The sequence below is a fragment of the Rhodococcus sp. NPDC003318 genome (genome assembly GCF_042879035.1).
Taxonomy (GTDB): domain Bacteria; phylum Actinomycetota; class Actinomycetes; order Mycobacteriales; family Mycobacteriaceae; genus Rhodococcus_G.
Genome location: NZ_JBIAOU010000011.1, coordinates 166,768 through 180,433 on the forward strand (window position 1 = coordinate 166,768; position 13,666 = coordinate 180,433).

The window sequence follows — 13,666 nt, forward strand, 5'->3', positions numbered from 1 at the left end:
CGGTTCCAGACTTGTCGGTGTCAGGTTCGGTGGAGCCGAGGGCACGACACGGCGCACCGGCATCACACCAACAGGTGGAGGGATCATGCTCGGACTCGCAATCGGATTGGGCGCGGCTGCGCTCTCTGTCGGACTCAGCGTGATAGGGCTCGGTGTCGGGCTGCTTCTCAGTGACGCGTCGGTCAAGCACGATGTCCGTCGACTCGCACACTGACAGCGGGCGTTGGACGGACACGTCGCAGGGACGGGTGCGGGCAAAGGTCGTCGCCCGCACCCGGCACCCGGTGGCGTGGCTGCGGTCGGCGGTCACCCGCCGGCGCGGCCTCGGTGACGTGGATGTGCCGACCGGAGCCGACGAGGTACTGGACCGGCTCGGTGAGCTGCCGGTGAGCACGTGGACGTACGGTTTCGACCATCGGTCGGTCCGGCACCTCGGTCCGATGGCGCAGGACTTCGCGACGGCGTTCGGGCTCGGCTCGTCCAACCGCAGGATCGACCCGATCGACGCCCTCGGCGTGTGCATGGCGAGCATCCAGGCGTTGCAGCGCCGGGTCGTTGCGCTCGAGGCGGAGGTGGACCTCACGAACGGGTGACGGGTTCGTTCCCGCACCGACCGATTCGGTCACCGCCCCGCGTGCGGGTTCGAAGCGCACTAGTGTGGGCCAGGCCACTGTTCGGTCGACCCGAGGAGCATCGACATGAGCTCTCGTCTCAACCCGTACATCAGCTTCACGGACAATGCTCGCGCGGCAATGGAGTTCTACCAGAGCGTGTTCGGCGGCGAACTGGCCCTGAACACGTTCGGTGAGTTCGGCGACAAGGACGCGCCCGGCGCGGATCTGATCATGCACGCCATGCTCGAAACCCCACAGGGATTCACCCTGATGGGCGCCGACACCCCACCCGGCATGGAACACAAGCCCGGCACCAACTTCGCGGTCAGCCTGAGCGGCGACGACGCCGACGACCTCCGCGCGTGGTGGGCGGCGCTCTCCGACGGCGGAGACGTCTCCGTACCCCTGGAGAAGCAGATGTGGGGCGACGAATTCGGCATGGTCACCGACAAGTTCGGTGTCGGCTGGATGGTGAACGTCGCCGGCGGGGCGTGATCGACTGCTAGAGAGTGGCCGCTCGCCGTACCAGCGACAGGAACGCGGCCGCGGTGAAGAACAGGCCCGAGAACACCCGGCTGGTGACGCGCTGCTGGCGTGCCGAGCGCAGGTAGGTCAGCACCCGCGCCGCCAGCCCGGTGTATCCGGTCATCACGATCACGTCCACGCAGACCATCGTCGCCGCGATGATCGCGTACTGCGGGAACAGCGGCGCGGTGGGATCGAGGAACTGCGGCAGCACCGCCAGCATGAACACGACGGCCTTGGGGTTGCCGGCGTTCACCAGGAAACCGCGGGTCACCATCCCGAGCGCGGTCCCGGTCGGTTTCTGCGCGTCCGGGTCGATCTCGGTCGGCGCTGCCCGCCACTGCCGCACACCCAGGTACACGAGGTAGGCGACGCCGAACCACTTGACGACGGTGAACGCCAGCGCCGACGACGCGAGCAGCGCGCCGACCCCGGCGGCGACGATCAGGATCTGCAGCAGCAGCCCGAGCTGCAGGCCGAGAATGTTCCAGTAGCCGCGACGCAGGCCGTGATTCACTCCCGACGACATCGACGCGATCGCGCCGGCGCCGGGCGAGAGACTGATGATCCACGCCGCACCGAGGAAACCCAACCAGACCTGCCAACTCACCCGACCGAGCATAGGGCCGGGTCACGGGGAGCCGACCGGCGCAGTCAGCTGCCGGTCGGCGCGACGCAACTGGCAGGGGGATCGACCAGCGAGCACACCGAGTCGGGCATGACCGGGGTGTAGTCGGCGGCAACGCCCCCGCCGGCGATCACCTCGCGATAGCCGGCGACCGCATCGGTGGGGCGCCGGGTCAGTGTCGGGTCGGTCAGCACGTCGACGGTGTAGAGACCGAATCGGTTGCGGTAACTGCCCCACTCGTAGTTGTCGGTGATCGACCAGTAGTTGTACCCGATCACGTCGACGCCGTCGGCCTTCGCACGCTGCAACCAGTACACGTGGTCGCGGAGGTGGTCCGAGCGGGTGTAGCCGTCCGGTCGCGCCGCGCCGTCGTCGGTGGGCATGCCGTTCTCGACGACGAAGATCGGCAGCTCCGGATACCTCCGTGCGAAATGCAGTGCAGCGTGGTAGATCCCGTCGGGCTGTGGTCGGATGTCGTGGAAGGCGTCGGAGAGCGCCGCCGCGGCGGTGAGGTTGTCCAGGGAGACCCCGTAGTAGTAGTCGAGCCCGACGAAGTCGAGCTTGTCGCGCACCCGGTCGGTGAACATCGCGTCGACCGCGCCCATCGCCGCCGGTATGTAGGAGACGTTGCTCGACACCCGCGATCCCGGATCGATCCGGTGGATCAGGTCGTAGGCGTCGCGGTGGGCCCGGACCATCCGGTCGAGCGCGGCGGGCGCCTCGGCGACGGAGATCCCGCCGAACGTCAGTTCCTTCTGCACGAGGACGGTCGGTTCGTTGAACGTGATCCACGTGACGTCCCGGCCGGCGTACCGCCCGACCACCTTCTCCGCGTTGGCGAGCCACGACCCGATCGTCGCGTCGGTGGTCCAGCCCCCGCGGTCGACGACCCATCCGGGGACGACGAAGTGGTCCAGAGTGATCATCGGGCGCATCCCGTGCGCGCGGATCAGCCGGACCACGTCGTCGTAGTACGCGAACTCGGCGTCGTCCCACCCGTCCGGTGTCGGCTGGACCCGGGCCCACTCGACGGAGAAGCGGAAGGTGTCCACACCCATCGCTGCCGCGTTCGCGATGTCCTCGGCGTACCGGTGCCGGAAGTCGGGTCCGGAGCCGTACGGGTCGTCGGTCCGGCCCGCGGCGATGTACCGCGACCAGTTGCTGTCCGGTGGCGGCCCCTCCGCCTGGAAGCCGGACGTCGCAACGCCCCACTCGAAGCCCGGACCCAGCGGCACGATCCCGCCGGTCCGGGCCGTGGCCGCGTCGGGTGCGAGAACCTGGGCGGCGAGGAGGGCTGCGAGGAGGGCGAGGGTGTATGTGATCCGGGTCACGGTCAGGCAGGGTAGGGCAGCCGGGGTGTCGGCACGGTCGATCCGACCGACATTTCCGGTCGTCACGGCGCGTTGGTGGTCCCGGAGAACGCCTGTCCGTTCACCGCGCTCGGGTCGGCGCCCGCGGTCAGGAAGGGGCGGACCAGGTCGATCGGCAGCGGGAACACCACCGTCGAGTTGTTGTCCCCGCCGACCTCCCGCAGTGTCTGCAGGTAGCGCAGCTGCAGCGTGGTCGGGTTCCGGGAGATCACCGCCGCCGCCTCCGCCAGTTTCGCGGACGCCTGGAACTCGGCTTCGGCGTTGATGACCTTCGCGCGTCTCTCGCGCTCGGCCTCGGCCTGCCGGGCGATGGCCCGCTGCATGCGTTCGGGGATCTCCACGTCCTTGATCTCGACGGTCGTGACCTTCACGCCCCACGGCTCGGTCTGCTGGTCGATGACCTTCTGCAGGTCCTCGTTCACCCGGTCGCGATCGGACAGCAGCGTGTCCAACTCGGCCTTGCCCAGCACCGAACGCAGCGTCGTCTGCGCGATCTGACTGGTGGCGGCCAGGAAGTCCTCCACCTCGATCACCGCACGGTCGGCGTCGAGGACGCGGAAGTACGCGACCGCGGTCACCTTCGCCGGCACGTTGTCGCGGGTGATGACCTCCTGGACCGGAATCTTCAGCGTCACCGTCCGCAGACCCACCCGGACCATCCGGTCCACCACCGGGATCAGCAGCACCAGGCCGGGGCCCTTCACCCCCTGCGCGCGGCCGAGGCGGAACACCACCGCACGTTCGTACTCGCGCAACACCCGGATCGCGGTGCCCGGGATCACCAGAGCCAGGATCGTCAGCAGCACCAGCAGTGTCAGCAGGATCGTCACGGCAGCTCCTCCCAGGGTTCCCGGCGCCGAACGCCGAGGGTCAGGCCCCGCACCGATTCGACCACCACCGATTCGCCTGCGGCGGGCGGGGGAGTCTCCGGATAGCCGAATTCGATCCGCGCCATCCAGAGCCCGCCGTCGGCCCGTACCTGGCCGGTGGGCCCGTCCCACGACCTGACGGTCGCGCGGTGTCCGACAAGTCCGGCGGGTCCGCCTCGCGCGGGCCTGCGGCGGGCGGTGAGGGTTGTCCGGCCGAGCGCGACCGCACCCACCATCCCCACCCCGGCCACCGCGATCGCGATCGGCAGGGCAACCGCCTCGGCGAATCCGTCGGCGAGGAACAGCAGCGCGATTCCGGCGCCGATCAGCAGTGCAGACACTCCGCTGAGCACCCCGGCCGTGGGCGCGTGCGCCTCGACCAGGATCATCACCAGGCCCAGGACCACGGCCACCACGCCGATCGTCGCCATCACACAGCTCCAACCTCACGCTTTCGGTGTCCACGGTAATCCCGTCCGGTTCGGCCTGCCACAGGTTGCCGGCTGACGGCCGTCGTGTTACCAGCTCGTAAATGTGTTGTAAGTCACGTACCATGAATCAGCTGCCCGTGAACTTCGGAGGCAGCGCGGTCGGGACGTAAGTAGTCGGTGCTCAGTTCGCTCGTGCTCGCCAGGAGCTCACGATGACAACACAGCAGTCATCAGGACATTCGCCAACGTCACGGCGCCCACGGCGTCGGACCGTGGCGGCGGTCGCGCCCGTCGCCGTCGCCGTCGAGCCGCAGTTCGTGGCCGGTGCCAGTCTCCGCTCGCAGATGCTCGCCCACACCATGCGCGTCGCCGTCAAACCCGTCCTCGACGTGTGGGGCCGCTACCCGGGGCCGTTGTGGCCGGCGGGTCTGCTCGACATGTCCGCCCGCATCCTCCAGCCCACGCGGGGGGTCCGCAAGCGCCGGATCCGGCTCGACGACTGCGACGCCGAATGGTGGCAGCGCGGCGGCCCCGGCGTCGACTCGGACGGCGCCCCGGCGGGCACGGCGATCCTCTACCTGCACGGTGGGGGCTTTCTGACCTGCGGGCTCAACACCCACCGGATCCTCTCGCTGCGGATCGCCGCCGCCGCCGACGCGTCGGTGCTCTCCGTCGATTACCGGATGCTGCCGCGGCACCCGATCGCGGATTCGATCGTCGACTGCGTCAACGGATACCGCTGGCTCCTCGACCGCGGATACCCGCCGGACCGAATCGTCGTGGCGGGCGACTCGGCGGGCGGTTTCCTGACCTTCGCCACGGCGCTCGCCCTCGAGGGGCTGGGTCTGGCGCAGCCCGCGGCCCTGGTCGCGTTGTCGCCGCTGACCGAGCTCGATCCGGCGAACAAGCTGGCCCGACGCGAGGGCGCGGCGTGCCCCCTCATTCCCCGCTCGGTGCTGCTGACCCTGGCCGACATCGCGGGCCGGGCCGACGGGCCCACGCCGACGGTGTCGCCGGTGGACGCGGTGCTCGCCGGGTTGCCGCCGGTGCTGATCCAGGTCGGGTCCACCGAGATGCTCTACGCCGACGCGGAGCTGATGGCGCAGCGTCTCGGTGCGGCCGGTGTGCCGGTGACGCTGGAAGTCTGGGATCGGCAGGTGCACGTCTTCCAGGCGGCGGCCGACATCCTGCCCGAGGCGGCACGGGCGGTCGCCCGGATCGGTGAGTTCGTCCGTGAGGCCACCCGCGCGTCGGAGCGGCCCGCGGCGGCAGGGTGAGCCCGTCGCGTCCCGGCGATCACCGTCGGTCCGCCGCGCGGGTGCGGACCGCGGCGAGCGTCAGCGCGAGGTAGCCGCGGGCGGCTGCGACCGCCGCGACCGGGTCCCTGGCCTCGACGGCATCGAGGGCGGCCCGGTGCTGGTCGGCGGCCAGGTCGTGGCTGTGCACTCCCTCGGTGAAGGCGTAGGTCGCGCGCATCGGTTCGAGCAGTGCCCCGATCAGATCGGAGAGGACGGGGTTGTGCGCGGCCGCGACGATCGCCAGATGGAAGTCGAGGTCGTGGTCGGTGAACGCGGTCTCGTCGGCGTCGGCGGCGTCCCGCCCGGCGAGTCCGGCGCGCATCCGGGCCAGGTCGGCGTCGGTCCGGCGCTCGCAGGCCAGGGCGATCGCCTCGAGTTCCAGCGCGCGCCGTACCTCGAAGGCGTGCAGGAGTTCGGCCGGGTCGACGGATCGTCCGAGCAGGCCACCGATGTCTGTGCGGGCGCGCACGAAAGTGCCTGAGCCGCGGCGGATTTCGAGTATCCCAGTGGACGTGAGGGTCTTGATCGCCTCGCGCACGGTGTTGCGCCCGACTCCGAGTTCGGCCATCAGTGCCGGTTCGGTCGGAATGCGGTCACCGATCGCCCAGTCCCCGGACTCGATGCGTTCGCGCAGCCAGTCGAGGGACTGCTGATAGGCGGTTCCCCGCTGTACCACTGCCACTCGACCATAGTGGCACGCTGTCGATGCGATACCCTACGTGGGACGTCCTACCAATTTGAAGGAGTGGTCTCCACGTCCCGGTCAGTCGCCGTCCCGCCCGTCCTACCCACCTCGGCCTCGCCTGCGCCCGTCCGGTGGCGCAGCCGCAACTTCCACGGCGTCGCCTACCTCCTCGTGGTGCTGCTGGTCGGTGCCAACATCCCGAGCGCGCTGTACGGCCTCTACCGGACGGAGTTCGGGTTCAGCGCCGCCGTGCAGACCGCGATCTTCGCGGTCTACGTGGTCGGCATGATTCCGTCACTGCTGCTCTTCGGACCCCTCTCCGACGCGCTCGGGCGGCGCGCGGTGCTCGGGTTCGCGGCGGCCGCCGGGGTGGTCGGTGCGACGACGATGGCGTTCGCGGACGCCACGGTCTGGCTGTTTCTCGGACGGATCGCGCAGGGCATCGCGGTCGGTGCGGTCTCGGCGGCCGGTACGGCGGCGCTCGTCGACTACGAACCCGACGGTGACCACCAACGCGCCGCACTGGTCTCCTCGGCGGGGGGCGCACTCGGCGGCGGACTCGGTCCCCTCGTCGGCGGCGTCGTCGCCCAGTACCTGCCCCATCCGCTGCAGACCCCCTTCGTGGTCTTCCTCGTCGCACTGCTGCCCGCGGTGATCGCCGTGGCGTTGCTGCCCCGCGGCCTCCGGGACCGGTCCGCGCCGCTGGTCCGCCTTCCGGCGATCCCGGCCGCGATCCGGCGGACGTTCTGGCTCTCCACGATCGCGGTCGGGCTGTCCTGGGGTGGGGTCGGGCTGTTCCAGGCCGTGGTTCCGTCCTGGATCACCGGTCAGCTCGGGGTGAGCAATCTCGTGGTCGGCGCCGCGGCGGCCTCGCTGGTGATGGTCTGTTCGGTCGCCGCCCAGGCGGTGAGTGGGAGGCTGTCCGCCCGTCGCGCGGAACGCACCGGACTCGTGGTCCTGGTCGTGGGCATGCTCGGGCTGGCCGTCGTCGCGCGCGAGCCCGTTCTCGCCCTGCTGTTCGTGGTCACCGCCGTCGTCGGAGCCGGTCAGGGGCTGACGTTCGCCGGGGGACTGCGCAGTGTGAACGCGGCCGTCGTCGTGCACGCTCCGGGTTCCCAGGGCGGGGTGCTCGCTGCCTTCTACGTGGTCAGCTACGTCGGGCTGGCCGTGCCGATCCTCGCCGCCGGGGTGGCGATCACCGCCTGGGGTACCGGGACCGCGGTGACCGTCCTGGGCGTCCTCGGCGCGGTGCTCTGTGCCGCGATCCTGGTGCTCGGTGCGGTGACCGGGCGCACCTCGCCGCGGCGCTGACCGAAAAGCCGGGACGCTGAGCGAAAACCCGTAGCGCCTATCCTGGATAATTGTCGGTGATCCGATGATCCCTCCGAACACCGGTGATCAGACGATCGACCGCGAACACCGACTTTCCTGAAGGGACACCCATGCCTGCCCGCACCGAGCTCGCCCGCGTCGATCTGCGCGGTCGAACCCCGTCCGTCGCCGAACTCCGGTCGGCCCTGCCCCGCGGCGGAGTGGACGTGGACTCGGTGCTGCATCAGGTGCGTCCGGTGGTCGAGGCGATCCGCGACCGCGGCGCGGAGGCCGCGCTCGAGTTCGGGGAGAAGTTCGACCGGATCCGCCCCGCCCGGGTGCGGGTGCCGCGAGCCGAACTGACCCGCGCCCTTGCGGAACTCGACGTCGACGTGCGGGCCGCGCTCGAGGTCGCGATCGAGCGGACCCGCAAGGTGCACGCCGATCAGCGCCGCACCGACACCACCACCGAGGTCGTCCCCGGCGGCACGGTGACGGAGAAGTGGGTGCCGGTCGAGCGGGTCGGTCTCTACGTGCCCGGCGGCAACGCCGTCTACCCGTCGTCGGTCGTGATGAACGTCGTTCCCGCGCAGGCCGCCGGCGTCGAGTCCCTCGTCGTCGCGTCGCCGCCGCAGGCCGCGTTCGGCGGACTGCCGCACCCGACCATCCTCGCCGCGGCCGAGCTGCTCGGCGTCGAGGAGGTGTGGGCGGTCGGCGGCGCGCAGGCCGTCGCGCTGCTCACGTACGGCGGCACCGACACGGACCAGGATGCGTCGGAACTGGCCCCGGTGGACTTGATCACCGGACCCGGCAACATCTACGTCACCGCCGCCAAGCGGCTGTGCCGCGGCCTGGTCGGCATCGACGCAGAGGCCGGCCCGACCGAGATCGCGATCCTCGCCGACCACACCGCCGACCCGGTGCACGTCGCCGCGGACCTGATCAGCCAGGCCGAGCACGACGTCCTCGCGGCCTCCGTCCTCGTCACCACCTCCACCGAGCTGGCCGACGCCGTCGACGACGCCCTGACCGCGCAGCTCGAGCTCACCAAGCACCGCGAACGCGTCGCCACCGCACTGGCCGGGAGCCAGTCCGGTGTCGTGCTCGTCGACTCGATCGACGACGGCCTGCGGGTGGTCAACGCCTACGCCGCGGAACACCTCGAGATCCAGACCGAGAACGCCTCGGACGTCGCCGGCAGGGTGCGATCCGCCGGAGCGATCTTCGTTGGCCCCTGGGCGCCGGTCAGCCTCGGCGACTACTGCGCCGGCTCGAATCACGTGCTTCCGACCGCCGGCTGCGCGCGGCACTCGTCCGGTCTGAGCGTGCAGACGTTCCTGCGCGGCATCCACGTCGTCGACTACTCCGAGTCGGCGCTGAAGGACGTGGCACGGCACGTGATCAACCTCGCCAACGCCGAGGACCTGCCCGCCCACGGTGAGGCCGTGCGCCTGCGCTTCGAGAGCCTCCGGTGAGCGGCGCGCAGGCAGGCGCCCTGCCCGGCAGCGGCGCCGAGACGGGCGCCGTGCCCGGCGCAGCGGTGACCGTCGACGACCTGCCGCTGCGGGAGAACCTGCGCGGCAAGTCCGCGTACGGCGCCCCGCAGCTGACGGTGCCCGTCCAGCTGAACACGAACGAGAATCCACATCCGCCCACCCGGGCACTCGTCGACGACGTCGCCGAGTCGGTGCGGGTGGCGGCGCGCGAACTGCACCGCTACCCGGATCGCGACGCCGTCGCGTTGCGCACGGATCTGGCCGCGTACCTGTCGCGGCAGACCGGCGTGCCCGTCACCGTCGACAACGTGTGGGCGGCCAACGGCTCCAACGAGATCCTGCAGCAGCTGCTGCAGGCCTTCGCCGGACCCGGCCGCAGCGCCATGGGTTTCGTGCCGTCGTACTCGATGCACCCGATCATCTCGGACGGCACCGACACCACCTGGTTGCCCGTGATGCGCGGCGCCGACTTCGCGCTCGACGTCGACGCCGCGGTCGCCGCGATCGTGGACAAGCGGCCCGACGTCGTGTTCGTCACCAGCCCGAACAACCCGACCGGGCACAGCATCCCGATCGCGTCGCTGCGCCTGCTCCTGGACGCGGCTCCGGGGATCGTCGTCGTCGACGAGGCGTACGCGGAGTTCTCGGAGGCGCCGAGCGCGCTGACGCTGATCGACGAGTACCCGACCAAGCTCGTGGTGTCGCGGACGATGAGCAAGGCGTTCGCGTTCGCCGGCGGTCGCCTCGGCTACCTCGCCGCGGCACCGGCGTTCATCGACGCCCTGCTGCTGGTGCGGCTGCCGTACCACCTGTCGGTGGTCACCCAGGCCGCCGCCCGGGCCGCGCTGCGGCACGCCGACGAGACCCTCGCCAGCGTGCACGCCCTCGCGGCGGAACGGGTACGGGTGTCGAAGGCCCTGTCCGACACCGGTTTCCACGTCATCCCGTCGGACGCGAACTTCATCCTGTTCGGCGAGTTCACGGACGGCGCCCGCGCCTGGCAGGCCTACCTGGACCGCGGGGTGCTGATCCGCGACGTCGGCATCCCCGGCTACCTGCGGGCCACCGTCGGCCTCGCGTCCGAGAACGACGCCTTCATCGCCGCCAGCGACGAGATCGCTGCAACCGAGCTCACCCGGGGAGAGAACCGATGACCGACCGCATCGCCAAGGTCGAACGGACCACCAAGGAGTCCTCGATCGCCGTCGAACTGAACCTCGACGGCACCGGCATCGTCGACATCTCCACCGGAGTCCCGTTCTTCGACCACATGCTCACCGCTCTCGGTGCGCACGCCAGCTTCGACCTGACGGTCAAGGCCGAGGGTGACGTCGAGATCGAGGCGCACCACACCGTCGAGGACACCTCGATCGTGCTGGGGCAGGCGCTCGCTCAGGCGCTCGGCGACAAGAAGGGCATCCGCCGGTTCGGCGACGCGTTCATCCCGATGGACGAGTCCCTCGTCCACGCCGCCGTCGACGTCTCCGGTCGCCCCTACTGCGTGCACACCGGCGAGCCGGAACACATGCTGCACAGCGTGATCGGTGGCTACCCGGGCGTGCCGTACGCGACGGTGATCAACCGGCACGTCTTCGAGTCGATCGCCTCGAACGCCCGCATCGCCCTGCACGTGCGGGTGCTCTACGGCCGCGACCAGCACCACATCACCGAGGGTGAGTTCAAGGCCGTGGCCCGCGCGCTGCGCGAGGCGGTCGAGCCGGACCCGCGGGTGAAGGGTGTGCCCTCCACCAAGGGCGCCCTGTAGGGGACGAGAGACCGTGAGCGATGTTCTCATCTACGTCCTGTTCCTGATCGCCGGTTTCGCGGTCGGCGGCGTCTACTCGATGTGGCGGGGCGACAACAAGCTCGGTGCCGGTGTGCTGTTGGCGGTCGCGGTCCTCGCCGCGGCCGGGGGCATCCTGCGCCTGATCTGATCGTCCTCACGCGCTGGTGAGGACGATCAGCTGCCGCGTCGCGCGGGTCATCGCGACGTAGCGGTCGACGGCCCCCTCGATGCCGGTGCCGAACGTGTCGGGGTCGAGCAGTACGACGAGATCGAACTCGAGCCCCTTCGCGAGATCCGGGGTCAGCCACCGGACCCGGGGCCACTCCCGGTCCGCGACCTCACGGGTGGTGATGACGCAGGCGACCCCGTCGTCGTGGTCGGCGAGCCAGGCGTCGAGGATCGCGTCGAGCTCGGCGACGTCGCCGCGCCCCACGGGAACGCCGCTGCTGCGGATGGAGGTCGGCACGTTGGCGTCCGGCAGTGCGGCGCGGATGACGGGCTCCGCCTCCGCCATCACCTCCTCGGGTGTCCGGTAGTTGATGCCGAGAGACGCCGACTCGATGCGGTCCAGGCCCACCCGTTCGAGCCTGTCCCGCCACGATTCGGTGAACCCGTGCCTGGCCTGGGCGCGGTCGCCGACGATGGTGAAGCTGCGGGACGGGCAGCGCAGCAACAACATCTGCCACTGCGCGTCGGTCAGTTCCTGCGCCTCGTCCACGACGATGTGCGCGAACGGGCCGGCCAGCAGGTCGGGCTCCGTGGTCGGCAGCGCGTCCACGTCGACGAGCATCTCCTGCAGGTCCTGCTGGCGCAGCTGCGTCATCAGGCCCTCGCCGCCGGCGTGGACGTCGGACGCGACGAGGTCGTCGATCACCGCGGACCGCTGCTCGCGTTCGGCGGCGAGAGCGGCCTGTCGCCGCCGCAGGCGTCGCGACGCCTGAGGGTCGCCGAGCCGCTGCCGCGCCGCGTCGAGGATCGGCAGGTCGGACGCCGTCCACGCCGTGGCATTCGGACGTTGCAGGGCCCGGACCTCCTCGGGGCCGAGCCACGGGGCACACATGCGCAGGTAGGCGGGGACCGACCACAGGTCCGCGACGAGGTCCGCCGCCTCGACGAGGGTCCAGGCGTTGTCGAGGGCGGTGCGCAGTTCCTCGTTCTGCTGCAGCGACCGCCGCAGCTGCTCGCGGGACACGTGACCGCCCGCCTTGTCCGTCAGGATCGTCAGCAGCAGCTCCCGGATCTGTTCGCGCGCTTCGTTGTGCGGTGTTCCGGGTTCGGGCGCACCGAACGCCTCGGCCCAGTCGTCCGGGGTGAGCGCGATGTCCTCCCAGTCCGTCGCCACCGTCATCGGCTCGGTGGGTGGTTGCTCGTAGAACCGGACCGCGGCGTCGACGGCCCGCACCAGGTCCGCGGACGACTTCAGCCGGGCCACTTCCGGATCGGTTTCCGCCGGCGCATCGGCTCCCTCGGCGACGAGGTCGCGCAGGGTGCACAGCTGCACGCCCTCCTCGCCGAGGCTCGGCAGGACGTCGGCGACGTACGCCAGGTAGGGCTCGTGCGGGCCGACGAACAGCACGCCGTGCCGCAGCCGTGGGTCGGAGTACAGCAGGTACGCGGCCCGGTGCAGCGCGACGACGGTCTTGCCGGTGCCGGGCCCGCCGTCGACGACGAGCGCGCCGCGGGAACCCGCGCGGATGACGGCGTCCTGATCGGCCGCGATGGTGCCGAGCACGTCCCGCATCCGGGGCGACCGGCTGCTGCCGAGGCCGGCGATGAAGGCGGACTGGTCGTCGAGCGCGACGCCGCGCTCCGCGCCGTCCGCAGTGAAGACCTCGTCCCAGTAGTCGCTGACGCGGCCGCGGGTCCAGCGATACCTGCGGCGGCGCGTCAGGCCCATCGGGTTGCCGTGGGTCGCTCCGAAGAACGGCTCGGCCACCGGCGAACGCCAGTCCACCAGCAGCTGGTTGCCCTCGGCGTCGAGCAGGCCGAGCCGGCCGATGTAGACGGGGTCGGAGCCGTCCGCCGGGACCATGTGGCCGAGGCACAGGTCCAGTCCGTACCGGCGCAGGGCGCGCAGCTCGGCACCCAGCTGGTGGACCGCCAGGTCCCGCTCCATCACCTCCCGGCCGAGACGACCCGGCGCCTTCCGCGCCGCATCGATGCGACGGGTCAGGTCGGCGATCGACTTCGCCAGGCTGTCCGCGACCGCGGCGAAGTACCGCTCGTCGTCGCCGATCAGCGCCGGGTCGGCCTTCGGCGCGAGGCGGTCCGGAAGGTCGAACGCGCTCACCCCGTCCGCTCCGATCCGATGCTCGACACCCGGTGCACGCATACGCGACCCCCACTTTCTCCGTCGTTGCCTTGGTCAGGTCAGCGATTCTGCGTCACCGACGGGGCCTTGCCGCAAGCCCCCCGGTGCGCTATAAGTTGAAAGTGGAAGGGAATGCTCTCCCTGCATCACAGTCCGTGTCGGACCGACGAGAAGCGCCCTGCCGCAACCGGGATCGGTTGCGGCAGGGCGCTTCTGGTATTCGGCAGGCTCAGGCAATTCGGCAGGCTCAGGCCTGGAGGCCGGCCTCGATCTCGAGGGTGATGGTGATCTTGTCGCCGACGACGGCGCCGCCGCCTTCGAGGGGCATGTCGATGGAGATGT

The 13,666-nt window shown here is 70.7% G+C and carries 14 protein-coding genes; 8 read left to right on the plus strand and 6 right to left on the minus strand.

Annotation, left to right across the window (positions count from 1 at the left end):
- The first annotated feature begins 248 nt into the window (after positions 1 to 248).
- Together ACFYVR_RS18395 and ACFYVR_RS18400 are read left to right on the plus strand one after the other, a co-directional pair.
- Entirely contained in the window at positions 249 to 593 is a 345-nt protein-coding gene (locus ACFYVR_RS18395; protein WP_387475670.1) for a tail fiber domain-containing protein, read from the plus strand.
- Positions 594 to 698: 105 nt separating this feature from the next.
- Complete coding sequence (locus ACFYVR_RS18400) at positions 699 to 1,109, plus strand: VOC family protein (protein ID WP_387475672.1); 411 nt, start codon at positions 699 to 701, stop codon at positions 1,107 to 1,109.
- A 7-nt stretch (positions 1,110 to 1,116) separates the two neighbouring features.
- Here ACFYVR_RS18400 and ACFYVR_RS18405 read toward each other — a convergent pair whose 3' ends face one another.
- The 4 genes from ACFYVR_RS18405 to ACFYVR_RS18420 all read right to left on the minus strand — a co-directional run bounded on the left by ACFYVR_RS18405 (position 1,117) and on the right by ACFYVR_RS18420 (position 4,437).
- Positions 1,117 to 1,749 (minus strand): LysE family transporter, encoded by a 633-nt coding sequence (locus tag ACFYVR_RS18405; RefSeq protein WP_387475674.1) that lies wholly within the window; start codon positions 1,747 to 1,749, stop codon positions 1,117 to 1,119.
- Between the two features lie 44 nt (positions 1,750 to 1,793).
- Positions 1,794 to 3,089 carry a glycoside hydrolase family 1 protein gene (locus ACFYVR_RS18410; protein ID WP_387475712.1) on the minus strand — a complete coding sequence of 432 codons (1,296 nt, stop codon included), beginning with the start codon at positions 3,087 to 3,089 and terminating at the stop codon, positions 1,794 to 1,796.
- A 71-nt stretch (positions 3,090 to 3,160) separates the two neighbouring features.
- Positions 3,161 to 3,967 carry a slipin family protein gene (locus ACFYVR_RS18415; RefSeq protein ID WP_387475676.1) on the minus strand — a complete coding sequence of 269 codons (807 nt, stop codon included), beginning with the start codon at positions 3,965 to 3,967 and terminating at the stop codon, positions 3,161 to 3,163.
- On the minus strand, positions 3,964 to 4,437 hold the full coding sequence (locus ACFYVR_RS18420; protein WP_387475678.1) for an NfeD family protein: 474 nt from the start codon (positions 4,435 to 4,437) through the stop codon (positions 3,964 to 3,966). The genes ACFYVR_RS18415 and ACFYVR_RS18420 overlap by 4 nt, the downstream gene beginning before the upstream one ends.
- A gap of 272 nt (positions 4,438 to 4,709) precedes the next feature.
- On the opposite strand from ACFYVR_RS18420, the gene ACFYVR_RS18425 reads away from it, so the two are divergent.
- A complete protein-coding gene (locus ACFYVR_RS18425) occupies positions 4,710 to 5,714 on the plus strand; it encodes an alpha/beta hydrolase (RefSeq protein WP_387475680.1) in 1,005 nt (334 codons plus the stop codon).
- A gap of 19 nt (positions 5,715 to 5,733) precedes the next feature.
- Here ACFYVR_RS18425 and ACFYVR_RS18430 read toward each other — a convergent pair whose 3' ends face one another.
- Entirely contained in the window at positions 5,734 to 6,417 is a 684-nt protein-coding gene (locus tag ACFYVR_RS18430; protein ID WP_387475682.1) for a FadR/GntR family transcriptional regulator, read from the minus strand.
- A gap of 63 nt (positions 6,418 to 6,480) precedes the next feature.
- Here ACFYVR_RS18430 and ACFYVR_RS18435 point away from each other — a divergent pair, with 63 nt between their 5' ends.
- The 5 genes from ACFYVR_RS18435 (at position 6,481) to ACFYVR_RS18455 (ending at position 11,161) form a co-directional block, all read left to right on the plus strand.
- Positions 6,481 to 7,731 (plus strand): MFS transporter, encoded by a 1,251-nt coding sequence (locus ACFYVR_RS18435; RefSeq protein ID WP_387475684.1) that lies wholly within the window; start codon positions 6,481 to 6,483, stop codon positions 7,729 to 7,731.
- A 131-nt stretch (positions 7,732 to 7,862) separates the two neighbouring features.
- A complete protein-coding gene (gene hisD / locus ACFYVR_RS18440; RefSeq protein WP_387475686.1) occupies positions 7,863 to 9,206 on the plus strand; it encodes a histidinol dehydrogenase in 1,344 nt (447 codons plus the stop codon).
- 20 nt (positions 9,207 to 9,226) lie between these two features.
- Positions 9,227 to 10,381, plus strand: coding sequence for a histidinol-phosphate transaminase (locus tag ACFYVR_RS18445; RefSeq protein WP_387475714.1), 1,155 nt, complete (start codon positions 9,227 to 9,229; stop codon positions 10,379 to 10,381).
- On the plus strand, positions 10,378 to 10,992 hold the full coding sequence (gene hisB, locus ACFYVR_RS18450) for an imidazoleglycerol-phosphate dehydratase HisB (protein WP_387475688.1): 615 nt from the start codon (positions 10,378 to 10,380) through the stop codon (positions 10,990 to 10,992). Before ACFYVR_RS18445 ends, hisB begins: the two co-directional genes overlap by 4 nt.
- A gap of 13 nt (positions 10,993 to 11,005) precedes the next feature.
- Positions 11,006 to 11,161 carry a hypothetical protein gene (locus ACFYVR_RS18455; protein WP_387475690.1) on the plus strand — a complete coding sequence of 52 codons (156 nt, stop codon included), beginning with the start codon at positions 11,006 to 11,008 and terminating at the stop codon, positions 11,159 to 11,161.
- 6 nt (positions 11,162 to 11,167) lie between these two features.
- Here ACFYVR_RS18455 and helR read toward each other — a convergent pair whose 3' ends face one another.
- Positions 11,168 to 13,345 carry an RNA polymerase recycling motor ATPase HelR gene (helR, locus tag ACFYVR_RS18460; protein WP_387475692.1) on the minus strand — a complete coding sequence of 726 codons (2,178 nt, stop codon included), beginning with the start codon at positions 13,343 to 13,345 and terminating at the stop codon, positions 11,168 to 11,170.
- Positions 13,346 to 13,666: the final 321 nt, after the last annotated feature.